Source organism: Micromonospora sp. BQ32 (assembly GCF_059358895.1).
In genome coordinates this window covers 96020-120579 of record NZ_JCADBI010000019.1, presented here as the reverse complement: position 1 = coordinate 120579, position 24560 = coordinate 96020, and the positions used below count along the sequence as shown (strand labels likewise).

At 72.1% G+C, this 24560-nt stretch carries 25 protein-coding genes; 14 read left to right on the top strand and 11 right to left on the bottom strand.

The features are described from left to right. Positions 1 to 120 precede the first annotated feature (120 nt). Positions 121 to 870, top strand: coding sequence for a peptidylprolyl isomerase (locus AC5L30_RS28405; RefSeq protein WP_494870963.1), 750 nt, complete (start codon positions 121 to 123; stop codon positions 868 to 870). 136 nt (positions 871 to 1006) lie between these two features. On the opposite strand, the gene AC5L30_RS28400 is transcribed toward AC5L30_RS28405, so the two are convergent. Further along, on the bottom strand, positions 1007 to 2044 hold the full coding sequence (locus AC5L30_RS28400) for a LacI family DNA-binding transcriptional regulator (RefSeq protein WP_494870946.1): 1038 nt from the start codon (positions 2042 to 2044) through the stop codon (positions 1007 to 1009). A gap of 320 nt (positions 2045 to 2364) precedes the next feature. On the opposite strand from AC5L30_RS28400, the gene AC5L30_RS28395 reads away from it, so the two are divergent. Beyond that, positions 2365 to 3207, top strand: coding sequence for a M15 family metallopeptidase (locus tag AC5L30_RS28395; RefSeq protein ID WP_494870944.1), 843 nt, complete (start codon positions 2365 to 2367; stop codon positions 3205 to 3207). A gap of 15 nt (positions 3208 to 3222) precedes the next feature. Here AC5L30_RS28395 and AC5L30_RS28390 read toward each other — a convergent pair whose 3' ends face one another. Further along, positions 3223 to 4410: a spore photoproduct lyase family protein gene (locus AC5L30_RS28390; RefSeq protein ID WP_494870942.1), complete on the bottom strand. Its 1188-nt coding sequence runs from the start codon at positions 4408 to 4410 to the stop codon at positions 3223 to 3225. Positions 4411 to 4569: 159 nt separating this feature from the next. Here AC5L30_RS28390 and AC5L30_RS28385 point away from each other — a divergent pair, with 159 nt between their 5' ends. Then, complete coding sequence (locus AC5L30_RS28385; RefSeq protein ID WP_494870940.1) at positions 4570 to 5880, top strand: RICIN domain-containing protein; 1311 nt, start codon at positions 4570 to 4572, stop codon at positions 5878 to 5880. A 36-nt stretch (positions 5881 to 5916) separates the two neighbouring features. Here the strand turns inward: AC5L30_RS28385 and AC5L30_RS28380 are convergent, their stop codons facing one another. Next, positions 5917 to 6882, bottom strand: a complete 966-nt coding sequence (locus AC5L30_RS28380) for a helix-turn-helix transcriptional regulator (RefSeq protein ID WP_494870938.1) — start codon at positions 6880 to 6882, stop codon at positions 5917 to 5919. A gap of 134 nt (positions 6883 to 7016) precedes the next feature. Between AC5L30_RS28380 and AC5L30_RS28375 the strand changes: the two genes are divergently transcribed. Both AC5L30_RS28375 and AC5L30_RS28370 read left to right on the top strand, forming a co-directional pair. After that, positions 7017 to 7142: a hypothetical protein gene (locus AC5L30_RS28375; RefSeq protein ID WP_494870936.1), complete on the top strand. Its 126-nt coding sequence runs from the start codon at positions 7017 to 7019 to the stop codon at positions 7140 to 7142. A gap of 128 nt (positions 7143 to 7270) precedes the next feature. Then, complete coding sequence (locus tag AC5L30_RS28370; protein ID WP_494870934.1) at positions 7271 to 8470, top strand: RtcB family protein; 1200 nt, start codon at positions 7271 to 7273, stop codon at positions 8468 to 8470. A gap of 41 nt (positions 8471 to 8511) precedes the next feature. On the opposite strand, the gene AC5L30_RS28365 is transcribed toward AC5L30_RS28370, so the two are convergent. From AC5L30_RS28365 to AC5L30_RS28340, 6 genes are all read right to left on the bottom strand, one after another. Beyond that, positions 8512 to 9303: a maleylpyruvate isomerase family mycothiol-dependent enzyme gene (locus AC5L30_RS28365; RefSeq protein WP_494870932.1), complete on the bottom strand. Its 792-nt coding sequence runs from the start codon at positions 9301 to 9303 to the stop codon at positions 8512 to 8514. 108 nt (positions 9304 to 9411) lie between these two features. Then, the gene (locus AC5L30_RS28360) at positions 9412 to 10905 is read right to left on the bottom strand and encodes a DHA2 family efflux MFS transporter permease subunit (RefSeq protein WP_494870930.1); all 1494 of its coding nucleotides are present in this window, start codon (positions 10903 to 10905) and stop codon (positions 9412 to 9414) included. Positions 10906 to 10938: 33 nt separating this feature from the next. Beyond that, positions 10939 to 11568 carry a TetR/AcrR family transcriptional regulator gene (locus AC5L30_RS28355; RefSeq protein ID WP_494870929.1) on the bottom strand — a complete coding sequence of 210 codons (630 nt, stop codon included), beginning with the start codon at positions 11566 to 11568 and terminating at the stop codon, positions 10939 to 10941. Positions 11569 to 11704: 136 nt separating this feature from the next. After that, positions 11705 to 12604: a Gmad2 immunoglobulin-like domain-containing protein gene (locus AC5L30_RS28350; protein WP_494870927.1), complete on the bottom strand. Its 900-nt coding sequence runs from the start codon at positions 12602 to 12604 to the stop codon at positions 11705 to 11707. Further along, positions 12601 to 14052, bottom strand: a complete 1452-nt coding sequence (locus tag AC5L30_RS28345; protein ID WP_494870926.1) for a sensor histidine kinase — start codon at positions 14050 to 14052, stop codon at positions 12601 to 12603. The genes AC5L30_RS28350 and AC5L30_RS28345 overlap by 4 nt, the downstream gene beginning before the upstream one ends. Before the next feature lie 13 nt (positions 14053 to 14065). Further along, positions 14066 to 14746 (bottom strand): response regulator, encoded by a 681-nt coding sequence (locus AC5L30_RS28340; RefSeq protein ID WP_494870925.1) that lies wholly within the window; start codon positions 14744 to 14746, stop codon positions 14066 to 14068. A gap of 165 nt (positions 14747 to 14911) precedes the next feature. Between AC5L30_RS28340 and AC5L30_RS28335 the strand changes: the two genes are divergently transcribed. From AC5L30_RS28335 to AC5L30_RS28305, 7 genes are all read left to right on the top strand, one after another. Next, on the top strand, positions 14912 to 15268 hold the full coding sequence (locus tag AC5L30_RS28335) for an L-rhamnose mutarotase (protein WP_494870924.1): 357 nt from the start codon (positions 14912 to 14914) through the stop codon (positions 15266 to 15268). A 4-nt stretch (positions 15269 to 15272) separates the two neighbouring features. Beyond that, entirely contained in the window at positions 15273 to 16742 is a 1470-nt protein-coding gene (locus AC5L30_RS28330) for an RNA-guided endonuclease InsQ/TnpB family protein (protein WP_494870923.1), read from the top strand. A 239-nt stretch (positions 16743 to 16981) separates the two neighbouring features. Further along, positions 16982 to 17809 carry a peptidoglycan-binding domain-containing protein gene (locus AC5L30_RS28325; RefSeq protein ID WP_494870922.1) on the top strand — a complete coding sequence of 276 codons (828 nt, stop codon included), beginning with the start codon at positions 16982 to 16984 and terminating at the stop codon, positions 17807 to 17809. A 263-nt stretch (positions 17810 to 18072) separates the two neighbouring features. Beyond that, complete coding sequence (locus tag AC5L30_RS28320) at positions 18073 to 18486, top strand: DUF6069 family protein (protein ID WP_494870921.1); 414 nt, start codon at positions 18073 to 18075, stop codon at positions 18484 to 18486. Between the two features lie 38 nt (positions 18487 to 18524). Further along, positions 18525 to 18878 carry a YciI family protein gene (locus tag AC5L30_RS28315; protein WP_494870920.1) on the top strand — a complete coding sequence of 118 codons (354 nt, stop codon included), beginning with the start codon at positions 18525 to 18527 and terminating at the stop codon, positions 18876 to 18878. Between the two features lie 20 nt (positions 18879 to 18898). Then, complete coding sequence (locus AC5L30_RS28310; protein ID WP_494870919.1) at positions 18899 to 20098, top strand: RNA polymerase sigma factor; 1200 nt, start codon at positions 18899 to 18901, stop codon at positions 20096 to 20098. Further along, positions 20095 to 20673 carry a dihydrofolate reductase family protein gene (locus AC5L30_RS28305; RefSeq protein ID WP_494870917.1) on the top strand — a complete coding sequence of 193 codons (579 nt, stop codon included), beginning with the start codon at positions 20095 to 20097 and terminating at the stop codon, positions 20671 to 20673. The genes AC5L30_RS28310 and AC5L30_RS28305 overlap by 4 nt, the downstream gene beginning before the upstream one ends. A 109-nt stretch (positions 20674 to 20782) precedes the next feature. Here AC5L30_RS28305 and AC5L30_RS28300 read toward each other — a convergent pair whose 3' ends face one another. Next, positions 20783 to 21346 (bottom strand): AMIN-like domain-containing (lipo)protein, encoded by a 564-nt coding sequence (locus tag AC5L30_RS28300; RefSeq protein WP_494870916.1) that lies wholly within the window; start codon positions 21344 to 21346, stop codon positions 20783 to 20785. A 284-nt stretch (positions 21347 to 21630) separates the two neighbouring features. Here AC5L30_RS28300 and AC5L30_RS28295 point away from each other — a divergent pair, with 284 nt between their 5' ends. Both AC5L30_RS28295 and AC5L30_RS28290 read left to right on the top strand, forming a co-directional pair. Further along, positions 21631 to 22812: a snapalysin family zinc-dependent metalloprotease gene (locus tag AC5L30_RS28295; RefSeq protein ID WP_494870914.1), complete on the top strand. Its 1182-nt coding sequence runs from the start codon at positions 21631 to 21633 to the stop codon at positions 22810 to 22812. Positions 22813 to 22938: 126 nt separating this feature from the next. Continuing rightward, the gene (locus AC5L30_RS28290; RefSeq protein WP_494870913.1) at positions 22939 to 23598 is read left to right on the top strand and encodes a hypothetical protein; all 660 of its coding nucleotides are present in this window, start codon (positions 22939 to 22941) and stop codon (positions 23596 to 23598) included. A gap of 20 nt (positions 23599 to 23618) precedes the next feature. Here AC5L30_RS28290 and AC5L30_RS28285 read toward each other — a convergent pair whose 3' ends face one another. Continuing rightward, complete coding sequence (locus AC5L30_RS28285) at positions 23619 to 24449, bottom strand: DUF3152 domain-containing protein (protein ID WP_494870912.1); 831 nt, start codon at positions 24447 to 24449, stop codon at positions 23619 to 23621. Between the last annotated feature and the right edge of the window lie 111 nt (positions 24450 to 24560).

Here is a 24560-nt window from a genome sequence, read left to right as displayed (position 1 = left end):
CACCAGTCCAGGAGGATCCCTGTGTCGAGTGAACTCGAACCGTGCACCGCAGTGGCGGCACCCCGCCGGCCGGTGCGCGCCCTGACCCGCCTCGCGGGGGTGACCGTGCTCGCCGGGGCGATGGTCGTCGGCGCGTCCGCGACCGCGCTCGCCGCCCCGGGCCCGTCGGCCGACGCGCTAGGCGTCTCCGCCGCGGCGCCCACCGCTGTCGACACCGCCACCCGACCGCCGCGCACCACCCACGGCCCGTGCGCGTACACCGAAACCCCGGACGAACCCGCGGCCCGGCCGGTGCCGCTGCCGCCCGACCCACGACGCACCCCGGCCCGGGGCAGTGTCCGGGTGACCCTGGCGACCAACCACGGGCCGATCGGGTTGACGCTGGACCGGGCCGCCGCGCCGTGCACGGTGCAGAGCTTCCTGCACCTGGTCGGCAAGCGGTTCTACGACCGCACCCCGTGCCACCGGCTCACCGCGTACCCGACGCTGAGCGTGCTGCAGTGCGGTGACCCGTCCGGCACCGGTGAGGGCGGCCCGGGCTACCGGTACCGCGACGAGTTGCCGACCGACCTGCCGCCCGCGCCCACCGACCCGACCGGCGAGCGCCGGGTGTACGCCCGGGGTGTGCTGGCCATGGCCAACGCCGGGCCGGACACCAACGGCAGCCAGTTCTTCCTGGTCTACGCCAACTCCGCGCTGCGCCCCAACTACACCATCTTCGGCGAGGTCGACGGGGCCGGCCTGGCCACCCTGGACCGGATCGCCGCCGGGGGAGTGGCGCCGACCGCCGAGGACCCGGCACCGGTCGACGGCGCGCCCGCACTGCCGGTGACCATCCGCAAGGCCATCCGCTGGCACCACCACCGCTGACCGTACGGCGCGGTGGGTGACCGTCGGTCGCTCACCGCGCCCCACGGGGTGAGCCTCGGTGGCGCGCTGCCCCCGGCCGGAATTTCCGGGAACGGACCGGAACCGGTCCAACCGGTCTCCGGCGCGGTACCGGCCGTCACGCCGGGGCAGGCGACCCGGTCGGCGGGGTGGCGGTGCTGTCGCGAACGACCAACTCGGTGGCGAGTTCCACCCGGGGCGAGTCGATTCCCTCGCCCTGGGCCAGGCGCAGCACGGTCCGGGCCGCCAACCGTCCCATCTCGACCAACGGTTGGCGCACGGTGGTCAGCGGCGGTGAGGCCCAGCGGGCTTCCGGCAGGTCGTCGAAACCCAGCACGCTCACGTCGTCCGGGACGCGCAGCCCGCGGCGACGGATGGCCTCGTAGACACCGAAGGCCATCTGGTCGCTGGCGGCGAAGATGCCGGTCGGCGGGTCGGCGAGGTCGAGCAGCGTGGTCCCACCGGCGAACCCGGAGGCGTGGTAGAAGTCGCCCGGGTAGATCAGCGCGTCGTCCACCGGCACCCCGGCGGCCTCCAGCCCGGCCCGGTAACCGTCGAGCCGCGCCCGGCTGCACAGCAGGTGCGTCGGCCCGGCCACGAAACCGATGCGCCGGTGCCCGATCGAGAGCAGATGTTCGGTAGCGGCCAGCCCGCCGGCCCAGTTGGTGGCGCCGATCGTCGGCACGTCCATGGCCGGCACTCCGGCCGGGTCGACGACCACCACCGGCACGTTGAGGCGACGCAGTTGTGCGTGCAGCGGCGGGCTCAGGTGCGAGGTCACGAAGATGACGCCGTCGGTGGCCCGGGTGCGCAGGTTCTGCAACCACTGCCGGGCCGCGGTGGGCTGCCGGTGGATCGCGGAGACCACCGTGCCGACGCCGGCGCCGTGCCCGACATCCTCCACGCCCCGGATGATCTCCACGGCCCACGGGCTGTCCAGGTCGTTGAAGACCAGGTCGACGAGACCGGCGCGGCGAACGCTGCGGCTGGTGCGACGCCGGTAGCCGTGGTGGCGCAACAGCTCCTCGACCCGCTCCCGGGTGTCCGGGGCCACATCGGAGCGACCGTTGAGCACCCGGGACACGGTCGGCACCGAGACCCCGGCCTCCCGTGCGATCGCGGTGATGGTCACCCTGCGTCCGTCGTCCGCGCCCACCCGCGTCTCCTTCACCGAGCCGGAGGAACGACCACAACACGTCGCCCACCGTGTGTCCCGAAACGGCGTGCCCGTTCCACGGGTCATCTTGCCTCACCGAAGGGGGTTGACGACATGCCAGGCCGACCGAAGCTTCGCTGGAGTTGCGGAAAAGTTCCGGAGTTTTTTCGGCCCCTTTCGCTCGTCGGTGCGGCGGACGGCCCTCGATCGACTCGACTTTCCTGACATCGCGGTTCCCCGGCGGCCAGGGACAGGCGGACTTTCGGCAGACCGGGTGGATCCTGCGATGGCGGCCCCAGCTGGGCTGATAGACAGGACTCGTGCGCTACCGTCTGGCCGTCGTGCTCGCGCTCGCCGCGCTGCTCGGCGGCTGCTCGCGGCCGCAGCCCCGCCCCGCGCCGGCCGCGCCGCAACCGACGTCGGCGAGCCCCACACCCGCGCCCATCCCGTCCCCCTCCACGCCAGCCCCGCTGCCGGGGTTCGTGGTGCTGACCGACCTCGACCCGCGCATCCGCGCCGACATCCGCTACGCCACGGCGCACAACTTCGTCGGCCGGCCGATCACCGGCTACCGCGAGCCGCTGTGCCTGCTGACCCGGCAGGCGGCCGAGGCGTTGCGCCGCGTGCAGGACGCCGCGCTGGCCGGCGGGCACCGCCTCAAGGTGTACGACTGCTACCGCCCACAACCGGCGGTGGACGACTTCGTCGCCTGGTCGAAGCGCCCCGATGAGCAGCAGACCAAGGCGGAGTTCTACCCGGACCTGGCCAAGGACAAGCTCTTCGCCGACGGTTACATCGGGGCACCCACCGCGCACAGCCGTGGCAGCACCCTGGACCTGACCCTGGTCGACGAGCCCGCCGCCAGCCAACCTCCGTACCGGGTCGGGCAACCGCTGGTCGCCTGCACCGCGCCGCGCGGGCAGCGCTTCGCAGACAACAGCATCGACATGGGTACGGGTTTCGACTGTTTCGACTCGCGGGCGCACACCGCCGACCCCCGCATCACCGGGACGGCGCGGGACAACCGCCGGTTGTTGCGGCGGCTGATGACCGACGCCGGGTTCGTCAACTACGACCGTGAGTGGTGGCACTACAGCCTGCGCGACGAGCCGTACCCGGACACGTTCTTCGCTGCCCCGGTCGCCCGCTCCTCGGTCGGCTGACCAACCTGGGCGCGGTCAGGTCCAGTAGAGGATCCGGCAGGCCGGGACGCGGGCGGTCAGCTCGGCGGTGAACCAGTCGCGCAGCTCGGTCATCTGTTCACGGGGGTAGACGTACTTCACGGCGCCGAACTTGCCGTGCTTGCGGGTGCGGGACTCCTCGTCCATCTCCAGCCGGGTACGCGGGTACCAGCCGAGCAGCACCTCCTTGCTGCCCGGCGTGAACCGGTGGGTGATCAGCTCGGCGGTCAGGTCCAGCTCCGGCACCCCGTCGACCGCGGCGCGGACCTGGTCGAGCAGTTCGCCGTAGCGCTCCCGCCAGTCCGGCAGCGCGATGATCGGCGCGATGGTCAGCCCGACCGGGTAGCCGTCGAGGGCGAGCCGTCGCAGCGCGGCCAGCCGGTCCGGCACCCGGGCGGTGCCGCCCTCGAACCGAACGCTGACCGGGGCGCAGTTGACGCTGAAGCGGACCCGGGTCCGGCCGGCGTGCGGCAGCCCGACGAAGGTGTCCACATCGGCGTACTTGGTGGTCCAGCGCAACTGCACGGGGGCGTCCCAGTCGGCGAAGTGCTGCACCGCGCGCCGCCAACTGCCGGTCAGGTGCTCCAGGGCGAGCGGGTCGGTGTAGCAGGACGCCTCGAAGGTGGTGCCCTCGTCGGCGCGCCGGGCGTTGCGGCTGGTCACCGTTCCGCGCCCGGCGTACGCGGTCAGCCCGGCGAGGATGTCGTCGAGGTCCGCGTACACCCGGGTCACGGGTGGGCCGGACAGGGATCCGGCGAGGTAGCAGTACTGGCAGTGCGCCGGGCAGCCCTCGGCCAGGTCGACCCGCCAGTCGGCACTGGGCGCGATGGGTTGCAGGACGCGCCGTGAGGGTGGGCTCACCACGATCGCCATGGTCGACTTGGCGCGGGCGTAGGTCTCCCGGTCGGTCTGCCCGCGTACCCCGGTGAGCCGGTTGGCGCGCAGGTGTTCCACCTCGATGCCCAGTGCCCGCACCCGCTCGACGATCCGTTGGCCGTGCGGGTGGTCGAGCGCGGCCGGGGTGGCCACCACCCGGCCCGGGGTCCAGCGGCGCGCCGACCGGGCCGGCGGCGCGAGGCTGGCCAGGTCGCGGGTCGGCACCCGCTCGCCGCTGGCGTCGTGCGGCGCGGCGGGTACGTCCACGGCAAGCGGCTGGTCGACGTCGACGGCGTCCGGGCTGGTCATCCGGCCGGAGTACCCGTTGCCGCAGGAATCCCACCCCGATCGGCCGCGGTGCGATTGACGCCACCCAAGCAGAGCGCATAATCTTTCATCTATCTGTAAACATTGTGAACAGATGCACATCGACGCGGCGGCGCGCGTCCCGACCGAAGGGACGATCAGGTGATCGCAGAACTCTCCTCCCGTACCAGACGCATCCTGTCGTTGTTCGTCGCCCTGGTCGTCGCGTTGACCGCCGGTCTCGCGGTCAACGCCTCGCGCAGTGCGCAGGCCGCGCCGACGTTCAAGGTCCTGGCCTTCTACAACGGCACCTGGGACGCCGCGCACATCGACTTCGTCAGGGACGCCCGCGCCTGGTTCCCGCAGGCCGCCGCCCAGCACGGCTTCTCCTGGGAGGCCACCAACAACTGGGGCCTGCTGAACACCGCCAACCTGGCCCAGTACAAGGTCGTCATGTTCCTGGACGACGCGCCGCCCGCCGGGCAGCGGGCCGCGTTCCAGCAGTACATGCAGAACGGCGGGGCGTGGCTCGGCTTCCACGTCAGCGCGTGGACCGACAACCCGTCGAGCTGGAGCTGGTACTACAACACCTTCCTCGGCACCGGCTCGTTCCAGACGAACACCTGGGGACCCACCCGGGTCACCATGCGCGCCGACAACCGCACCCACGCCGCCACCCGGAACCTCCCGGCGACGTTCCCGTCGTCGATCAGCGAGTGGTACTCCTGGAGCAACGACCTGCGGCAGAACCCCAACATCGACATCCTCGCGTCGGTCGACCCGTCCAGCTTCCCGGTCGGCACGGACCCGAACCAGTCCTGGTACGGCGGCTACTACCCGCTCGTCTGGAGCAACCGGCAGTACAAGATGCTCTACGCCAACTTCGGCCACAACGCGATGAACTACAGCACCAACACCGGGCTGTCGTCGACCTTCGACAGCGCGCAGCAGAACCAGCTGCTGATCGACGGGCTGCACTGGCTGGCCGGCGTCGGCACCGTCCCCCCGACCACGCCCCCGCCGTCCGACGGCCCGATCTCGCCGACCGCCTGGCACACCGTGGTCAACCGGGGCAACGGCAAGTGCGTGGACGCGCGGGCCGCGGCCAGCGCGAACGGCACGGCCATCCAGCAGTACGCGTGCAACAGCAGCACCGCCCAGCAGTACCAGTTCGCGCCGACCAGCGGCGGGTACCTGCGGGTCAACAACCGCAACAACAGCGCCCAGGTGCTCGATGTGACCGACAGGTCGACCGCCGACTCGGCGCCCATCCAGCTCTGGTCCTACAGCGGCGGCAACAACCAGCAGTGGCGGGCCGAGCCCGAGGGCGGCGGCTACTACCGGCTGGTCAACCGCCTCAGCGGCAAGTGCCTCGACGTGCCGGGAGCGTCCACGGCGGACAGCGTCCAGCTCATCCAGTACACCTGCAACGGTACTGCGGCGCAGTCCTTCCGGCTGGTGCCGCAGTCATAGCTCCACTGCCACGTCCGCGCCGGGGTGAACCGCGAGTCACCCCGGCGCGGGGCCGGCGGCGCGACCGAACCGGGCGGCGACGTCCCGGATGACGGCACGCAGCTCCGGCGGGTCGAGCACGTCGAAGTCGACCTCCAGAGTGCCGAGGAAGGCGGCCAGATTGCCCAGCGACTCCCCACCGGTGTGCAGCAGGCAGGCCCGTTCGTCGACCGCCTCCAGCAGGCCCGCCGTGGTGGGGATCCGCCGCGCCATGGTCTCCGCCGACGCGTGCAGGCGTACCCGGGCGGGGTGTGGCCAGGCCGTGGAGCCGACGCCGCGCAGCACGTGCGCGACCGCGTCGCCACCCGGCGGCTCACGGAGTGCGAAGCGCGGGCCGGTCGGCACCCGGGGTTGGATCCGGTCGGCGCGAAAGGTCCGCCAGTCGGCCCGGTCGGTGTCCCACCCGAGCAGGTACCACCGGCGCCCCGTGTAGACCAACCGGTACGGCTCGACGTCGCGCACGCTGACCGTGCCGTCATGGCCGGCGTAGTCGAACCGCAGCCGCTCCCGGCGGTGTGCGGCCGTGGAGACGGCGGTGAGGGTGTCGGCGTCCACGGTCGGGCCACCGCCGGCGGCGGAGACCGTCGCCGAGCGCAGGGCGTCCACCCGGTGCCGCAGCCGGGACGGCAGCGACTGCTCCAGCTTGGCCAGCGCCCGCAGCGAGGTCTCCTCGATGCCGGTCACCGAGCCCCCAGCGGCGGCCCGCAGCCCGACGGCCACCGCCACGGCCTCGTCGTCGTCGAGCAGCAGCGGTGGCAGCGCCGACCCGGCGCCGAGCCGGTAGCCGCCGGCCACCCCCGGGTGTGACTCGATCTGGTAGCCCAGCACCCGCAGCCGCTCCACGTCCGTGCGTACCGTGCGGGTGGTGACCGCGAGCCGTTCGGCCAGCTCGGCGCCGGACCACTCCCGGCGCACCTGCAGGAGGGTCAGCAGCCGCAGCAGGCGCACGGAGGTCTCCACCATGTCCACGAGTCTGCCCCACCACCGCGTGGAGGCGGTTCGTCGGCGGTCCGCCGGCATATCCATTGCGGACGTCCCGCAGCGCTCCTAGTCTCGTCGGTGCACCGTCAACCGATCAATCCCGGAGGGAGTACGCCATGTCGCGACGCGTCCGCACCGATGTCCGCTGGTGCCTGCTCCCCGCCGGCACCCCTGCGCGGATCACCGCCAAAACCCGTGCCTACTCCCCATTGCGGCGCAACGAGCCGGGGTGGCGCGACTGACGCCGACGCTGACGCGTCCGCCGGCCGCCCATCCCACCGGGATCGGGCGGCCCTTTCGTGTCCAGGCATCGCCGCTGGCAATCAAAGGCTGATCATTATCAGTCACCGCACGACAGAAGGAGTCCACGATGGGATTCACCCCCCTCGCCGGTACCCGGGCACCGGTCCGGGTCTGGACCGACCCGTACGCCATCGAGCCGCAGGCCGCCAAGCAGCTGCGCAACATCGGCGCGCTGCCCTGGGTGCAGGGTGTCGCCGTCATGCCCGACGTGCACTTCGGCAAGGGCGCCACGGTCGGCTCGGTGATCGCGATGCGGCAGGCCGTCTCGCCGGCCGCGGTCGGCGTCGACATCGGCTGCGGGATGTCGGCGGTGCGTACCTCGCTGACCGCCGTCGACCTGCCGGACGACCTGGCCGGTCTGCGCTCCGCGATCGAGGCCACCATCCCGGTCGGCTTCGCCCAGCGCAAGGACTCGGTCGACACCCGTCGGATCCGGGGCCTGGAGCAGGCCGGCTGGGACGACTTCTGGGGCCGGTTCGCCGGCCTGGACCGGCGGGTGGCCCAGCTGGAGACGCGGGCGCAGCGACAGATCGGCACCCTCGGCGGGGGCAACCACTTCATCGAGGTCTGCCTGGAGCAGGGCGGCGCCGACGAGGGGCGGGTCTGGCTGATGCTGCACTCCGGGTCCCGCAACATCGGCAAGGAGCTGGCCGAGCGGCACATCGGGGTGGCCCGGGGACTGCCGCACAACGCCGACCTGCCGGACCGGGACCTGGCCGTGTTCCTCGCCGGGACGCCGGAGATGGACGCGTACCGGCGGGATCTGTGGTGGGCGCAGGAGTACGCCCGGCGCAACCGGGCGGTCATGCTGGCGCTGCTCTGCGGCGTGGTGCGTGAGCACTTCCCGCAGGTCGGCTACGACGAGCCCATATCGTGCCACCACAACTATGTCTCCGAGGAGAGCTACGACGGGGTGGACGTGCTGGTGACCCGCAAGGGCGCCATCCGGGCCGGCCGGGGTGACCTGGGCATCATCCCCGGGTCGATGGGCACCGGGTCGTACATCGTGCGGGGCCGGGGAAACCCGGACGCGTACTGCTCGGCGTCGCACGGGGCGGGACGTCGGATGTCTCGGGCGCAGGCCAAGCGGACCTTCAGCACGGAGGACCTGGCCACGCAGACCGCCGGGGTGGAGTGCCGCAAGGACGCCGGGGTGGTCGACGAGATCCCCGGCGCGTACAAGGACATCACCGAGGTGATGGCCCAGCAGGAGGACCTGGTCGAGGTGGTCGCGCACCTCAAGCAGGTGGTCTGCGTGAAGGGCTGACGTGCCGTGCGGGCCGGGTCACCGGCCCGCGCGGCACCAGCTCAGAAGCCGACGAAGACCCGGCGCAGGTCGTCGAGAGACACCGAACCGGTCACCCGCACCCCCTCGGGGGTGTGCTGGGAACCCAGCCGTCCGGTGGCCAGCCGCAGCCACGCCTCGGCCGGTGCCACCAACTCCCCGTCGGGACGCTCCGGCGCGTCGACGACCTCGACCTTCTCGCCCAGCCGCAGCCCGAACGTCCGCTCGGGCGCGTGCAGCCGGACCAGCAGGGTGGCCTCCCGCCCGGCCAGTTCCTGCGGTCGGCTGGTCCAGGCCAGCATGCCGCCGATCTGGTCGAGCAGCAGCGCCACCGCACCCGGCGTCACCGCGGCGAACGGGTTGAACGCCACCTCGGCGTCCCACTGGTGCAGGGCGAACTCGCTGAGCCGGAACCGGGCCGCGGTGGCCACGTCGACCGGCTCCGGCAGGAAGCCGAGGTCGATCCGCATCGAGGCGCGGGTGCCGGCGTCCAGCGCCTCGTACGCCTCGACCAGCCGCTCGTTGGTGGCGAGGAACCCGGCGGCGTGCTCGGCCGGGGACATCGCGTCCCAGCGTGCCCAGACGCCACGGTTGAAGTCCCCGTCCGGGCCGGGCGCGCCGGAACGGGCGGCGTCCAGCGTCGCCAGGTTGATCTCGGCGCCGCTGCCCAGGTGGCTCAGCACCTGGGACACCTGCCACTCGCTGGCCCCCGACGGCCGGAGCAGGTCGTCTTCCTTGAGGTCCCGCACGAGCGCGGCGAGCTCCTCGTGGCCCGCGCGCAGAGCTGTGATGATCTGGTCAGCAGGGGTCGACATGGATCTCCTCAAACGGATTTTCGACGATGGTCGGGACGTTACCGGACGTCGCCGCCGGCCGGCCCACCCCACGTCGGGGCGCTCCGGCCGGCGGCCACGGCGGTCAGCTCAGCCCATGTGCACGGTGTTGCCGGTCGGGATGTCCTCCTTGCGGACCTTCACCAGGACCAGGGTGGCCAGTCCGGCGAGCACGATCAGCGCCGCGCCCCAGGCGAAGGCCACCCGGTAGCCGTGCACCAGCGCCTCGACCTGGTTGACCGGGTTCGGCGCGCGGCCGACCAGGTAGGCGGCGACCGCGCTGGTGTAGAAGGTGTTCAGCAGCGCGGTGCCGAGCGAGCCACCGATCTGCTGGGTGGCGTTGAGGGTCGCGCTGGCCGCGCCGGCGTCGTGCTCCGGCACCCCGACCAGGGCCAGGCTGGACAGCGGGACGAAGGTGAAGCCCAGCCCGAGGCCCAGGATGACCTGCGCGGGCAGGAGGTGGGTGAGGAACGAGGTGTCCACGTCGATCTGGGTCAGCACCAGCATGCCCACGGCCGCGAGCGCCGCACCGGCGACCATCAGCGGCTTGGCACCCAGCCGGGGCATCAGCTGGCTGGCGCCACCCGCGGCGATCAGCACACCGGCGGTGACCGGCAGGGACGCCAGACCGGCTTCGAGGGGCTTGTACTGCAACACCACCTGGAAGTAGAAGGTCAGGAAGAGGAACGCCCCGAACAGGCCGGCGCCGATCAGCGTCGAGGTGAGGAACGCCCCGCCCCGGTTGCGGTCCAGCAGGATCCGCAGCGGCAGCAGCGGGTGGCTGGAGCGCAGCTCGATCACCACGAAGGCGGCGAGCAGCACGACGCCCGCGGCGATGAAACCAAGCGTCGCGGTGGCGTCCCAGCCGTCCTCGGCGGCCTTGGTGAAGCCGTACACCAGGGAGACCAGGCCGGCGGTCACCACGATCGCACCGGGTACGTCGTAGCGGGTGTTGCCGTGGGCCCGGCTCTCCGGCACCAGCGGCAGCGCGAAGGCGATGGCGATGGCGGCGACCGGGATGTTGACCAGCAGGCACCAGCGCCAGTCGGCGTACTCGGTGAGCACCCCACCGAGCAGCAGGCCGACCGCCGACCCACCGCCGGCGATCGCGCCGTACACCGCGAATGCCTTGGCCCGCTCGGTGGCCTCGGTGAAGAGAACGGTGAGCAGCGCCAGCGCGGCCGGGGCGAGCAGCGCGCCGAAGGCGCCCTGCAACGCGCGGGCGGCGAAGAGCATCTCACCGGTGGTGGCCAGACCGCCCAGGGCGGAGGCGAGCGCGAAACCGGTCATGCCGACCAGGAAGGCGCGCTTGCGCCCCCAGTAGTCGGCGATGCGACCGCCGAGCAGCAGCAGACCACCGAAGGCCAGCGTGTAGGCGGTGATCACCCACTGCCGGTTCGCGTCGGTGATGCCCAGGTCGGCCTGGGCCTGCGGCAGCGCGATGTTCACGATGGTGGCGTCCAGGACGACCATCAGCTGTGAGACCGCGATGACCGCCAGCGCGATCCAGCGCCGCGGGTGCGGTGCGCCTGTCGACGCCCCGGCGTTGGGCGCGCCGGGCGCGGTCGAGGTGGTTCCGGGCATGGTGAAGCCTTCCGTGTTGCGAATATCGGTGAGTCAGGCCGGCGACGGACGGTCGTGCTGATAACGGAGCACCGGGATCAGCACCTGGTCGACGACCTGGGTGAGGAACGCGTCATCGGCGGGTAGGCCGTGCGCGACGATGCGGGACATGGTGAGCGCGGGCGCCAGATCGTGGAACAACTCCCGCTCGCCGGCCTCCGGCGGGATCTCCCCGCGGGCGGCGGCCCGGACCAGGATGGCCGTGCTGGCCACCCGCCCGGCCGGCAGCACCTGGTGACGTACCAGGCGTTCCAGCTCGGGATTGGTCCGCATGGCGAAGGTCAACGCCTGCATCAGGTCGCAGTCGGCCGTGCAGATCGCGGCCGTGGCCCGCAGCAACTCGATCAGGTCCCCGCGCAGGGAACCGGTGTCGGGCGGGTTGTGCACACCCACGTGCCGGTCGCGCAGGGCGGCGACGACCAGCTCCGCCTTGCCGTCCCAGCGTCGGTAGATGGTGGCCTTGCTGACGTGGGCGCGGGCGGCGACGGCGTCGATGGTCATCCGGTCGAAGCCGACCTCGCGCAGGGTGTCGATGACGACGGTGAACAGGTGGCTGTCGGTGCAGCGCGGACCCCGGGCTGCCGGCACCCCGGCACCCGCGCCCACCTGCTGACCACCCAGCATCCCGACCCCCCGCGAAACGATGTCGTACTGACCCTAGTTCGCGGTTGGTTGATCGTGCAGGCTTTCGTGAGTTGCCTCGCATCCAAACGACGAAACGATTGCGTTTCCACCGGGAGTCCGGCGGGTGAACGGGTGGTCAGCCGCCGGGTGCGAGGACCACCGGCACGGCCATCGTGTTGATCCGCGCGCCGTTTTCGGCGGACACCTCGTACACCTCGACCGTGCCCTGCTGTTCGCGGACCGTGCGCCAGCCGACCACCACGCGGTAGCCACCCCGGCAGCCGCTGCCGCAACTGGCGGTGCCGAAACCGGTGGCCACCTCCCGGCCGGCGGCGTCCAGCACCCGGACGCTCACCGTGGCCTCGAACACGGTTGCGGTGCCGGTGACGACGAGCGGGACGGACACGCGTTCGCCGGGAATCGGGCCGGTGACCACGATCGGTGCCAGCAGGTCCGCGTAGTCCGCCCGGTCGACCGGGGTGGCGCCGTCGAGGCGAACCTGACGCACCGTGGGGAACTGGGTGAGCGTCCACACCACCTGCGCCTCGCGTAGCCGCCGGGTGGCCGGGTCGCCGGCGGACGGCACCCGCAGCGTCGCCATGCCGTCGGCGACGCGGGTGACCTCGACGCCGACCGGCAGCAGGGTGGTCATCCCGGTGGCGGCCTCGGCCGGGTTCGGCCCGGCGGCCAGTTCGGTCAGTGCCAGCCGGGACGTCGCGACGGTGGCCGGCCGGGTGCGTCGGGTCGGCACGAGCTGCCCGGCGCGGACGTACCACAGCTCGATGGTGACCGGGTCCGGCCGGCGCGTGCCGGTGGACGCCGCCGCCGACGGACCCGGTGGCCGGTCGGGGGGTGGTGGTGTCGGCTCCGCTGCCCGGGTCGGGGCGGGTTCCGGACGGTCGTTGGGTGCGACGCGCGGCGGCGGCGCGGTGGGCGCCGGGCCGAGGTCACCGGAGCGGGGAGTGCCGCAGCCGCCGAGCAGGAGCGCCGCGACCAGCGCCGGTACGCCCAGCCCGACCGCGCCGCGGCCGGTCATCCCGCACCGCCCGCCGCGCCGGCGGTACGCCCAACCGGACCCGGGCGCGGCACGTCACCGTGCGGGCCGGCGGGACCGTCAGCGGGCAGCTCCAGTCGGAACCGGGCCCCCTCACCCGGTTCGCTGCGCACGCCCAGCGCGCCGCCGAGCAGTTCGGCGTGCTCCCGAGCGATGGCCAGCCCGAGCCCACTGCCCGGCGCGGACCGGGACGGGTCGACCTGGTGGAACCGGTCGAACACGCGGGGCAGATGCTCGGCCGGGATGCCGGGCCCCTGGTCGGTGACCTCGAAGACGACCAGGGGCCCGGCGCCCGCCACGCTGGCCGTGATCTCTCCACCGCCATGCTCGACCGCGTTGGCGACCAGGTTGGCCAGCACCCGCTCCAGCCGACGCGGGTCGGTGCGCACCGCGACCGGATCACCGGTGACCCACACCCGCGGCGTCCAGCCGCGCGCCGCGACGATGCCGCGCAGCAGCGCCAACGCGTCGACCGCCTTGACCGCCAACTGCTCCCGCCCGGCGTCCAGCCGGGAGATCTCCATCAGGTCCTCGACCAGCCGGCGCAGCCGGACCACGTCGCCGACCAGCAACCGGGCCGCCGGCCGGGCGTCGTCGGGCAACTGGTCGAGGTGTTCGCGCAGCAGCGACGCCGCGGCCACCAACGCGGTCACCGGGGTACGCAGCTCGTGCGCGACATCCGCGGTGAACCGCCGCTCGCGGGCCTGCGCGGCCGACAGCGCCGTGATCTTCGACTCCAGCGCCTCGGCCATCTCGTTGAACGTCGCCGCCCAGACGCTGAACTCGTCCCGCCCGCGTACCGGCAGGCGGGTGGCGAGCAGGCCCTCGGTGAGGGCTCGGGCGGCCCGGCTGGCCCGACCCACCGGCTCCAACGTGCGGCGGGCCAGCGCGTGACCCACCGCGGCGGCCAGCAACACCACGAGCACCCAGCCGGCCACCAGCGCGGTGCGTAGCTGACCCAGGTCGGTGGCGACGTCGTCCTCGACGGTGAGGACGTACAGCTCGGCGGTCGAGCCGGGAATGCGCCCGCCGATCACCAGCAGCCGCGGACGCTCCGCCGGCCCGGAGCGCTGGTAGCCGAGCCGCCCGTCCGCGACGACGGCCCGCAACGGGGTGCCCAGCACCGGGGCGTACGCGGGGTGCGAGGCGCGGGGCGGACCGTCGACGAGCACCACGTGCCGGCCGCTGGCCTCGAAGCTGGTGAGCAGTTCGGTGCTGCGCTGCTCCGTCAGCGGGAGGAACTGTCCAGCGAGCACGAGTTGGTAGCGGGCGTCGGCGGCGGCCTCGTGCAGCGACGCGTCCCACCAGGACTGCCGCAGCAGCAGCCCGGTCCCGCCGGCGAGCAACCCGGCCGAGACGCCGGCGACCAGGACGAACGCGATCATCAGCCGGCGCCGCAGGCGGCCCGGGAGCACCGCGCGTCCGGCCATCGCCGACCCCCCGTCAGCCCGTCGACAACTTGTAGCCGGCGCCGCGCACGGTCCGGATCAGCCGTGGCTGCGCCGGATCGTCCTCGATCTTGGCGCGGAGCCGCTGCACCGCCACGTCGACCAGTCGGGAGTCGCCGAGGAAGTCGTGGTTCCAGACCAGGTCCAGCAGGAGTTGCCGGGTGAAGACCTGGCCGGGTCGGCGGGCCAGCTCCAGCAACAGGCGGAACTCGGTGGCGGTCAGCGCCACCTCTCGGCCGCGCCGGCGGACCACGAAGCCGCCCGGGTCGATCTCCAGGCCGCCGACCTCCACGACGGTCGGCGGGGCCGGCCCGCTCACCCGGCGCAGCACCGAGCGGACCCGGGCCACCAGCTCGGGCAGGTCGAAGGGCTTGCGCAGGTAGTCGTCCGCGCCGCACTCCAGCCCGACCACCACGTCGATGGTGTCGGTACGCGCCGTCAACATCAGGATCGGCACCTGACTGGTCCGCCGGATCTCCCGGCATACCTGGAGACCGTCCAGGCCCGGCAGCATGATGTCGAGCACGATGAGGTCGACCGGGTGGGCTCGGAACGCGACCAGCGCCTGCTGCCCGTCCACGGCGGTGTCGACCCGGAAGCCGGCGCGGCGCAGACCGAGGGCGGTGACCTCCCGGATCGAGAAGTCGTCCTCGACCACCAGCACGCGGCCCTCCATCACCTGAGGGTAGACCCGGCGCCACCGTCCGTAGTCCTGGCAAAACGGTCGACATCGGCGGCCGGCTGGCCCCCTCCCGGCACCGTCCAACCGCTACGGTCAGGTGCCTTCGGCACCCCTGAACCAGCTCACACGAAAGGGCACGACGTGCAACGTCATGGCTGCGTGATCCGACTCCGCCCCGAGCAGCGTGAAACCTACCTGCGGTTACACGCCGCGGTCTGGCCGAGCGTCGAGAAGACGCTGCGCGAGGCGAACTTCCGTAATTACACCATCTTCCTCCACGACGACCTGCTCTTCGGCTACTACGAGTACGTCGGCGACGACTACGAGGCCGACCTGCGGCTGATCGCCGCGGATCCGCAGACGCAGGAGTGGTGGAAGCTGACCGACCCGTGCCAGGAGTCGATCGCCGAGCCCGGCTCGGGGGACTGGTGGGCCCCGATGCGAGAGGTCTGGCACCTGGCCGACGAGGCTATCGAGCAGGCACCCGACCCGACCCGGCAGGGTTCTGGCGGCTAGTGCTGTGTCCACTAACGTTGGCCGGGTTGTGTCAGGCCCTCGTGGTTGGCTTCTGGTATGCCCAGACGTAGGGATTCGGGAGCGCCGGCGGGTGGTGCATCGCACCGCCCGGGTCGGCCTGCGTCTTACCCGGGCGCAGCGGCAACGCTGCTTCGGCCTGCTCCGCGCGGCCGGGGATCTTTGGGCGTGTGTATTGGAATACAACAGCTGGCGGCATCGTCGTCACGATCGGCCGGTCGCGAGCTATCAGGAGTTGTGTCGACTGCTCGCCGCGTCTGGTCCGGGCACGTTCGGTGAGCTCGACTCGACCGGCGCCCGGTCGGTGTTGCGTCGCTATTCTGATGCGTGGTTCAGCGCTGCCGCCCGCCGTAGGGCGGGGCATGGTGAGGTGCGGTATCCGCGGCGGCGACGGTCGTTGATGCCGGTCCGCTGGTATCACGGCACGTTCGGTCTGAGTGAACGGCGGCTGCGGTTGCCGACCTCGGCCGGGAGCCCGCCGCTGGTGGTGCGCCTGGACCGGGCGGTTCCCTACCCCCATGATGCGGTGCGGTCAGTGACGCTGGTGTTCGATCAGGGGCGGTTGTGGGTCGAGGTCACCGCGGAGCTTCCGGTCGCGACCTACCCCGCGGGTCAGGAGCCGCAGCGGGGGCGGGTCGCCGGGGTCGACCTGGGCATCATTCACCCGTACGCGGTGGCAGCGGGTAACGGGCAGATGTTGCTGGTGTCCGGGCGGGCGATCCGCGCCGAGCACCGTCAGCACCTGGCCGACACGAAAGGCCGCCGCCGGGCGATCGCCGCCCGTGCGCCGAAGAGGGGCCAGCGGGGTTCGCGGCGGTGGCGCAAGACCCGCCGGCGGGCTCGGCTGATGGAGGGGCGGCATCGGCGTCGGGTACGGCAGGCTGGGCACGAGGCCGCGAAGACCGTGATCGGCTGGGCAGTGCAGCACCGGGTCGGGACGCTGACCGTCGGTGACTCGCGTGGTGTCCTCGATCTGCCGGCGGGTCGGCGGCACAACCTGCGGTTGCGGCAGTGGCAACTCGGCCGGGCGATCGCGGTCCTGAAGGACAAGGCGGAGCTGGCCGGGATCACCGTGTATCTGGTCGATGAGCGGGGTACGTCGTCGACCTGCCCGGTGTGCCGGCGCAGAGTGGTCAAGCCCCGCGGGCGGACCATGATGTGCAGGAGTTGCGGGTTCGTCGGGCATCGTGATGTTGCCGCGGCGTTCACCATCGCCACCCGGACCCCGGGCGGCGTCACCACCACCGCACCCGACATGGGTGCGGTCATCACGCACCGTCGAGCAGGCCGACACCTTCCCGGTGCCGGGCTGTCCCGGCGTGACCCACGCCGCCCACCAGCGGTGTCAGGGTCGGTTGGCCGGCTGAGGCCCGCCCCACTACCGGTGGGGAGTCGCTCGCTCCGACAACGTCTGGGCGAGGAACCACAACAGCACCGACAACCCGGTGAACGTTAGTGGTCACAGCACTAGCTGACACGGAGCTACGACGGGGGCCCACCGACCTGCGACGGATGGCCGGCCGGACGGGACGCCATCGGACGGTCGGGGCCGGCCGGGTCCCGACCGTCCACGTCGACCGGCGGGAGGCAATCCCGAGGACGTTCGTACGCCCCAGTGGGGTGACAACTCAGCGCTCGCATTGAAGACTAGCTTCATTCCGTCATGTCGATTGGTTAATATCTTACGGAGGAAGCGTGCTCACCAGAAGAAACCTGCTCGTCGCTGCCGGTGCGGCGGTGGTCGGCGCCGTACCGCTGGCCAACTCGGCTGCGGCCGCGTTGCCGCAGCTGGACATGGAGGCGCTGATCAAGGCGGCGCAGATCGACCCGCGCCGGCCGGACACCGCGCTCACCGACGGGGCCAAGGACAGCGTCCTGCTGGTCGAGCGCGCACTCCAGGCGAGAGGATTGCTCTCGTCGGCGTACGTCGACGGGCACTTCGGCACCAGCACGATCGCCGCGTACGCCGCCTATCAGCGGTCGCTGGGCTACACCGGTCTCGACGCGACAGGTCTTCCCGGCCCGTCGTCGCTGCGGTCGCTCGGCGAGGGGCGGTACGCCGTGGTCAGGGCGATCTCACCCGGCAGCGTGGTGACCCTGCGCGGCGTGCAGGTCAACACCCGTACCAGGTCGATGCTGTTCGAGGCCGAACGCCTGCTCGGCCGCCAGCTCGGCATCACGCAGGGCTCGTACAGCAGCGGTGTGGGCGCCTCCGCCGGCACGCACGACGGCGGCGGAGCGCTCGACCTCTCGGTCAGCGGCCTCTCCTCGGCCGTCCGGACGGACGTGCTGCGTCGCCTGCGCACGGTGGGCTTTGCCGCGTGGCTGCGGACCCCTGCCCAGGGCGACTGGGGCTACCACATCCACGCCATCGCGCTCTCCGACACCGACCAGTCGACCGGTGCGCAGAACCAGGCCGGCGACTATTACCTCGGTCGTAACGGCCTGGCCAACCGGGGCGCCGACGACGGGCCGGCAGTCAGCCCCAAGCGGACCTGGGAGGAGTACCAGCGCACCCTCTGAGGCTCACTGGTCCTCCCATGCTGACACCGTAGCCAGCGGCACCGCCGCCTGCCCGCCGGTCGGTGGGCGGTGCCGCCGGTCAGGCGAACTGCGAGAATCGGTGGTCGGGCTCGTCCGCTATGTCCCGAGATTGCCTCATCTTACGCCGACGCCAAAAATCGTGGACAAAAATTTGGGGCGTGCTGTCGATTGGGGTCGGTTCAGTTCGTAGCCCTGGTGAGAGCCCGGCATCGCAACGGGCCGCACACCCACTGGAGGGCACGATGACCGCCACTGCGAATACGACCCACGCCACCACGTCGACCGTCGGTGCGCTGATCCGGACCGGTGTCGCCGCCACGGTCGCCGCGAGCATCGCCACCATGGCCGTAGCCGCCGCCGGCCAACTGGCCGGAATCAGCCTCGACCTGGCCGGCGCCCCGATCCCGGTGACGGGGTTCGGCGTGCTGACCGCTGTCTTCTCGCTGATCGGCGTGATCATCGCCGCGCTGCTGGCGCGTTTCGCCCGGCACCCGCGGCGCACGTTCGTCCGCACGACGGTGGTGCTGACGGTTCTGTCCCTGGTGCCGGACGTGATCGCCGACGCCGGGGCGGCCACCAAGGCGCTGCTGATGCTCACCCACCTGGTCGCGGCCGCGATCGTGATCCCCGCTGTCGCGCGCCGCCTGGCCGTCTGACCTGCATTATCCCACCATCGAGCTGCCGGAGGATCATCATGAAGCAGTACCTGCTGTCCGTGCATTTCGTCGAGGGCGCGCCGACGCCGTCCGACGAGGAGATGCAGACCATGTTCAGGGAGACGGGCCGGATCAACGACGACCTGCAGGCCGCGGGCGCCTGGGTCTTCGGCGGGGGACTCACGTCGCCGGACAGCGCCACCGTCGTCCGGGTCGAGAACGGCACCACCACCATGAGCGATGGGCCGTTCGCCGAGACGAAGGAGCACATCGCCGGGTTCTGGGTCATCAGGTGTGCCGACCTGGACGCGGCGCTGGCCTGGGCCGAGAGGTGCTCGGCGGCCTGCGGGCCGGTCGAGGTGCGCCCCTTCGACGACCTGTCCCAAGCCTGACCACGAGTTGGTCTCCCGACATGGACCTGGCGAGCATCTACCGCGCGGAGTACGGCCGCTGCGTCGCCACGCTGGCCCGCCTCCTCGGTGACATCAACCTCGCCGAGGAGGCGGTCCAGGACGCTTTCACCACGGCGTTGCAGAAGTGGCAGACCCCGCCGCCGAACCCGGGCGCCTGGATCGTGACCACCGCACGCAACCGGGCCGTCGACCGGCTCCGCCGGGAGTCGACCCGCGAGGCCCGACACGCCCAGGCCCTGCTGCTGCGTCACCAGGACGAGCCACGAGAGGTGGGACCGGTGCGGGACGACCAGCTGCGACTCATCTTCACCTGCTGCCACCCGGCGCTCGCCCCCGACGCGCGGACGGCCCTCACGCTGCGCCTGCTCGGTGGCCTCGACGTGCCGGAGATCGCCCGGGCCTACCTCATCCAGGAGGCGACCGTCGCCCAGCGGATCGTGCGCGCCAAGAAGAAGATCCGCGACGCCGCCATTCCGTACCGGGTGCCCGCCGAACACGAGCTGCCGGACCGGCTGCCGCCGGTGCTCACCGTGCTCTACCTGATGTTCAACGAGGGCTACGCGTCCACCGCCGGGCCGCTGATCAGAACGGATCTGTGCGCCGAGGCGATCCGGCTCGCCCGCGAGCTCGCCACGTTGATGCCCGACGAGCCCGAGGTCCTGGGCCTGCTCGCCCTGCTGCTGTTGACCGAGGCGCGCCGCCCGGCCCGGCTCGACGCGACCGGCGAACTGGTGCTGCTGGCCGACCAGGACCGGTCGTTGTGGAACCGGTCGCTCATCGCCGAGGGCCACGACCTGGTCCGCCGTTGCCTGCGCCGCAACCGGCCCGGCCCGTACCAGATCCAGGCCGCGATCAGCGCGGTGCACACCGACGGCGCCGCCACCGACTGGCCGCAGGTCCTGGCACTGTACGACCAGCTCCTCGCGCTCGCGCCAACCCCGGTCGTCGCCCTCAACCGGGCGGTCGCCGTCGCCGAGGTGCACGGCCCGGCGGTGGCCCTCGCCGCGTTGGAAAGTGTCGATCTCCCGGGCTATCACCGGCTGCCCGCCACCCGGGCCGAACTGCTCGCCCGGCTCGGACGTGCCGACGAGGCCCGAGCCGCCTACGACCAGGCCATGGCACTGGCCACCAACGAGACCGAGCGGGCCTACCTGCAGACCCGACGCACCGAACTCACCCGTGAATGGAGAGCTTCATGACCGCCACCTACACCGTCGACGTCTTTTCCAGCCTCGATGGCTTCGGCACCACCAGCGGAAACTGGGGTGGCTACTGGGGCAAGCAGGGCCCGGAGCTGCTTGCCCACCGCCTGGCCCTGTACGGCGCCGAGCAGCGCATGGTCTTCGGGGCCGGTACGTACCGGGTGTTCGCGCAGATGCTGGCCGCGAGCACCGAGGAGTCCGATGTCCGCGACGCCTGGGTGACCCAGATGAGGAGCCTTCCGGCGACCGTGGTGTCGAACACCCTGGACGGCCCTCTTGACTGGCCGGACGCGACCGTCGTGCGCGGTGACGCCGTTGACGTCGTCGCTCAGCTCAAGGAGGAGTCCGAAGTGCCCTTGCGTTCGCACGGCAGCCTGTCGTTGAACCGGGCGCTGATGGCCGCCGGGCTGGTCGACGTCGTCCAGGTGACGCTCTTCCCGGTGATAACCGGACAGACCGGTACCGAGCCGATCTTCCAGGGCGCGGCCGACTTCGACCTGGAGCTGATCGACAGCCGGACCCTCGACGGCCGCACCCAGGAGCTCACCTACCGGCCCACCCTGCACGTCTGACTGATGCCCGGGTCGGTGCTCGGCTGAGCGCACCGCCGACCGGACCTCGCGGCGGCCTGTCGCGTCGCCGCCGAGAGGTCGGCGGGGGCTTCGAACGTCGGCGCCCAGGTCACCACTGGTGGGCGACGTCGAGCACCACCCGACTGTGGGTGCCGGGGCCGGCGAGCACGAGCACGCGGAACGGCAGCCGCGCCCGTACGCCGACGGCGAAGGTGCTGTAGCCCTCGAAGCTGCCGCCGAAGACCACGTCGCGCAGCGTCGGGTAGCGCAGCAGGTTGGCCACGTGCTCACCGACCGCGTAGGGCACGGTGCCCAGGTGGTCGTCGTCGTACGCCGGGGCCCGCAGCGAGACCCGCAGCAGCGCGCCTCCGGCGGTGTACGGCGACAGCGCCAGTCCCTCGCCCTCGGTCCACGCCTCGCCGTAGCCGATCGCGTACCCGTTGACCGGGCCGGCGAACTCGAACACCACCCGGTCGTAGCAGTCGTGCCGGCCGGTCCGTACCTCGGTCAGCGGGGCGTCGCTCAGCGCGCCGGCCGCCTTCTCCGCGCTGCCCCAGGTGATCCCGCAGTACGCCGACGCGCTCGTGCCGCCCGACGCGGTGCTGCTGCCGGCGCTGGCGACCAGCCCGGCGAGGACGACCGCCAACGCGGTCAGTGTGGCCCTGATCCTCATGATGATTTCTCCGTTCGGTGTCGGGGTTACGTCGCGGCGGCGCTGCCGGTGACCCTCTGTCGCCACCGTCGTCCTGCCCTGGCGCAGGCACTTCGCTGGGCAGTAACCGTTGAGTAACAGGAAGTGGTGGGGTGACCGTCGGATCGGGCACACCGGCCAACCGCCGTCGACGTCGCCGGTATGACGCTTCCGCTATGCCGAACATCGAACGCCGTCACACTAATATCGGCGTACATCGATGACCGGCGGCCGATGGTCGCCGGACGACCGTAGGGGAGTACCCGATGTTCCGACGACAAGTGCGACGTGCGGCGCTGGCCATGCTGGTGGCGATCCTGGCGGCGGCCGGGGTGCAGCTCGCCACCGGTGCGCCGGCGGCCGCCGTCCGGACCGTCTACTACGACGCCAGCCGGACCGGCGAGTTCCGCACCAACTTCGACCAGGCGGCGCAGATCTGGAACAGCCGGGTCAGCAACGTCCGACTCCTGGCCGGCACCCCGGCCAGCATCACCATCTACGTCGACGACGGCTGGCCCCGCGCGCAGCCGACCGGCCTCGGCTCGGGCCGGATCTGGATGGGCCGCACGGCTGTCAACCAGGGCTACGACCGCAACCGCATCGCCGCCCACGAACTCGGACACATCCTGGGTCTGCCGGACCGGCGCACGGGCCTCTGCTCCGACCTGATGTCCGGCAGCAGCGCCCCGGTCTCCTGTCGCAACGCGAACCCCAGCGCGGCCGAGGCGAGCCGGGTGAACTCGCTGTTCGCCGGCACCCTGGCCGCGCCGGCCAGCACGACGTACACCTGGAACAGCGCCTCGGACATCGGCCCGACGGTGGTCGGCGGCCGGCCGGCCACGGAGAACTACCCCTTCATGGTGTACGTCTCCGGCTGCACCGGCACGCTGATCAAGGGCAACTGGGCGGTCACCGCCAAGCACTGCTCGACGCCGTCCTCCGTGCGGGTGGGCAGCATCAACCGCACCAGCGGCGGGACCGTGGTGCGGGTGACCCGCGCGGTCAACCACCCGAGCGTCGACGTCAAGCTGCTGCAACTGGCCAGCTCGGTCACGTACGCGCCGGCCCCGATCCCGAGCACCTCCGGCGCGGTCGGCACCGCCACCCGGATCATCGGCTGGGGCCAGACCTGCGCGCCGCGGGGCTGTGGCTCGGCCCCGACCGTGGCCAACGAACTGGACACGTCCATCGTGGCCGACAGCCGGTGCTCCGGAATCAACGGCCCGTACGAGATCTGTACCAACAACACCAACGGCAACTCCGGCGCCTGCTACGGCGACTCGGGTGGGCCGCAGGTGCGTCGGGTCAACGGAGTGTGGAACCTGATCGGCGCGACGAGTCGGTCCGGCAACAACAACTCCACCTGCGCCACCGGCCCGTCCATCTACGTCGACCTGCCGTCGATCCGATCGTGGATCTCCACCCAGGTCGGTGGCCTACCGGTCTGACCATCAGGGACACCCGGGCGGGGGCGAGCGTCAGACGCGCCCCCGCCCCCGGTGTGCCGGTGTCACCCACGCCATCCCACATTGCGGTACGGTGCGTGGCATATTCGGCACATCGGAGGTGGCTTCATGCCTACCGTCGTCGTCCTCGCGCTGACCCTCGCCCTCGCGCCCGCGCCCGCGCCGTCCCCGTCGGCCACCTCGAATCCGCTCGGTGACATCATCGGTGGCGTCGGCCAGATCGTCGATGACCTGCTCGGCGGCGGGACGCCGAGTGCCACACCCGCGCCGAGCGTCACCCCCACCGGGGCGCCCACGCCACGTCGGCCACCGGTTGCCGGTCAGCCGAGCCCGGTGAAGCCCATCGCGATCCCCGGCCCCGCCGGGTCGGCGGGCGGTGTCCCCGCATCCGCCGCCCCCGATCGCCGTACCGCTGGCGAGAGCACCGGCACCCGCGAGGCCGCCGTGCCCCGACTCGACGGCGGCACCCCCGCACCGGCCGCCCCGCCGACGCTCGCCAACCCCACCCGCCATGCCTGGCCACCCGCGTCGTACCTGCTGGTCGTGGCGGTCCTCGCGCTGCTGGCACTGCTGCTCCTGCGCCGCCGGGCCCCGGTCCCCGCCGCCGCACCCGCGCCGGACCCCGGTCCCGTACCGGAGTCCGGTCCGGCGCCGGACCCCGGCCCGGTGCCGGACAACGTCAGCCGGCTGCCCACCAGCCTCAACGCCATCTACGAGATGGGCCGGCAGGATGAGCGACTCGAACAGGAGCGCCGCCGGCGCACCTGAGGGCACCTCCGCCGTCGGTCTCACCGCGCCGAGTAGGCGCCCTCACGCCGGGGAATCTCGTCGTCGTACGCCCCGACCGGCCCGCTGTAACGGGCCTTGCCCTTCGGGTACGGCCAGGCGTTCGCGGTGCAGCCGTGCAGGCCCAGTGTCTGCTGCTGCATCACCGGCGCCGGCCGGCCCCGCCCGGGGCATCGCTCGTGGCCGTACCCGAGCTTGTGCCCCACCTCGTGGTTGACCATGTACTGCCGGTAGGTCTCCAGGCTCGCGCCGTAACCCGGCACGCCCTTGACCCAGCGCGCCACGTTGAGCACCACCCGGCCACCGTTGCGGCACGAGGTGTAGGCGTCCGGCACGTCCTGGCAGAGGGTGTCGCGGGTGCCGGGGGTCGCCAGGTAGATGGTGAAGTCGGTTGGTTCGCCGGCACCGACCCGACGCAGCCGCCACGCCCCGCCCGCCGTCCACCCGCGGGGGTCGTTCAACGTCGTGGTGATCGCCGTGGCGATGTCCTTCGCCGGCAGGCCACGGATGTCGCGCTCCACGGCGACCCGGTAACGCAGCAACCGGCCGGCCGTCGCGCGCGCGGGGGTGGTCTCGCCGGGCGCCACCGACCAGCGGTTACCGCCGGCGGCGGGGTAGCTGACCGGGATGACGGGCGCGGAACTGGGTCGGACCTCGGTGGTCCCGATCGGCCGACCGGTGGGTGTCGCCAATCCGCTGGGCAGCGGCCCGGCGGCGACCGGGTCGGTGGCGGGTTGCCCGGCGGCGGGCAGGCCGCATCCGGTGAGCAGCGCCACCACCAGCAGTGACGCCATCCAGGCGGGACCCCAGCGGCGGGTAGCCTTCGTCGACATGTCTCTCCCCTCGCGCGTCGCTCGGCGGCGGCGCGGAGGAGAAGACGGGTGACCGTGCCGAAAAGTTGATGTGACCCAGGCTCAACCTTTTGCCGGCCCCGCCCGTCTCTA

Coding starts and splice junctions, on each gene's coding strand:
- AC5L30_RS28405 (WP_494870963.1), top strand. CDS start 121: ATGGTCGTCGGCGCGTCCGCGACCGCGCTCGCCGCCCCGGGCCCGTCG.
- AC5L30_RS28390 (WP_494870942.1), bottom strand. CDS start 4,410: ATGACCAGCCCGGACGCCGTCGACGTCGACCAGCCGCTTGCCGTGGAC.
- AC5L30_RS28380 (WP_494870938.1), bottom strand. CDS start 6,882: ATGGTGGAGACCTCCGTGCGCCTGCTGCGGCTGCTGACCCTCCTGCAG.
- AC5L30_RS28375 (WP_494870936.1), top strand. CDS start 7,017: ATGTCGCGACGCGTCCGCACCGATGTCCGCTGGTGCCTGCTCCCCGCC.
- AC5L30_RS28370 (WP_494870934.1), top strand. CDS start 7,271: ATGGGATTCACCCCCCTCGCCGGTACCCGGGCACCGGTCCGGGTCTGG.
- AC5L30_RS28365 (WP_494870932.1), bottom strand. CDS start 9,303: ATGTCGACCCCTGCTGACCAGATCATCACAGCTCTGCGCGCGGGCCAC.
- AC5L30_RS28360 (WP_494870930.1), bottom strand. CDS start 10,905: ATGCCCGGAACCACCTCGACCGCGCCCGGCGCGCCCAACGCCGGGGCG.
- AC5L30_RS28355 (WP_494870929.1), bottom strand. CDS start 11,568: ATGCTGGGTGGTCAGCAGGTGGGCGCGGGTGCCGGGGTGCCGGCAGCC.
- AC5L30_RS28350 (WP_494870927.1), bottom strand. CDS start 12,604: ATGACCGGCCGCGGCGCGGTCGGGCTGGGCGTACCGGCGCTGGTCGCG.
- AC5L30_RS28345 (WP_494870926.1), bottom strand. CDS start 14,052: ATGGCCGGACGCGCGGTGCTCCCGGGCCGCCTGCGGCGCCGGCTGATG.
- AC5L30_RS28340 (WP_494870925.1), bottom strand. CDS start 14,746: ATGGAGGGCCGCGTGCTGGTGGTCGAGGACGACTTCTCGATCCGGGAG.
- AC5L30_RS28320 (WP_494870921.1), top strand. CDS start 18,073: ATGACCGCCACTGCGAATACGACCCACGCCACCACGTCGACCGTCGGT.
- AC5L30_RS28315 (WP_494870920.1), top strand. CDS start 18,525: ATGAAGCAGTACCTGCTGTCCGTGCATTTCGTCGAGGGCGCGCCGACG.
- AC5L30_RS28310 (WP_494870919.1), top strand. CDS start 18,899: ATGGACCTGGCGAGCATCTACCGCGCGGAGTACGGCCGCTGCGTCGCC.
- AC5L30_RS28305 (WP_494870917.1), top strand. CDS start 20,095: ATGACCGCCACCTACACCGTCGACGTCTTTTCCAGCCTCGATGGCTTC.
- AC5L30_RS28300 (WP_494870916.1), bottom strand. CDS start 21,346: ATGAGGATCAGGGCCACACTGACCGCGTTGGCGGTCGTCCTCGCCGGG.
- AC5L30_RS28295 (WP_494870914.1), top strand. CDS start 21,631: ATGTTCCGACGACAAGTGCGACGTGCGGCGCTGGCCATGCTGGTGGCG.
- AC5L30_RS28290 (WP_494870913.1), top strand. CDS start 22,939: ATGCCTACCGTCGTCGTCCTCGCGCTGACCCTCGCCCTCGCGCCCGCG.
- AC5L30_RS28285 (WP_494870912.1), bottom strand. CDS start 24,449: ATGTCGACGAAGGCTACCCGCCGCTGGGGTCCCGCCTGGATGGCGTCA.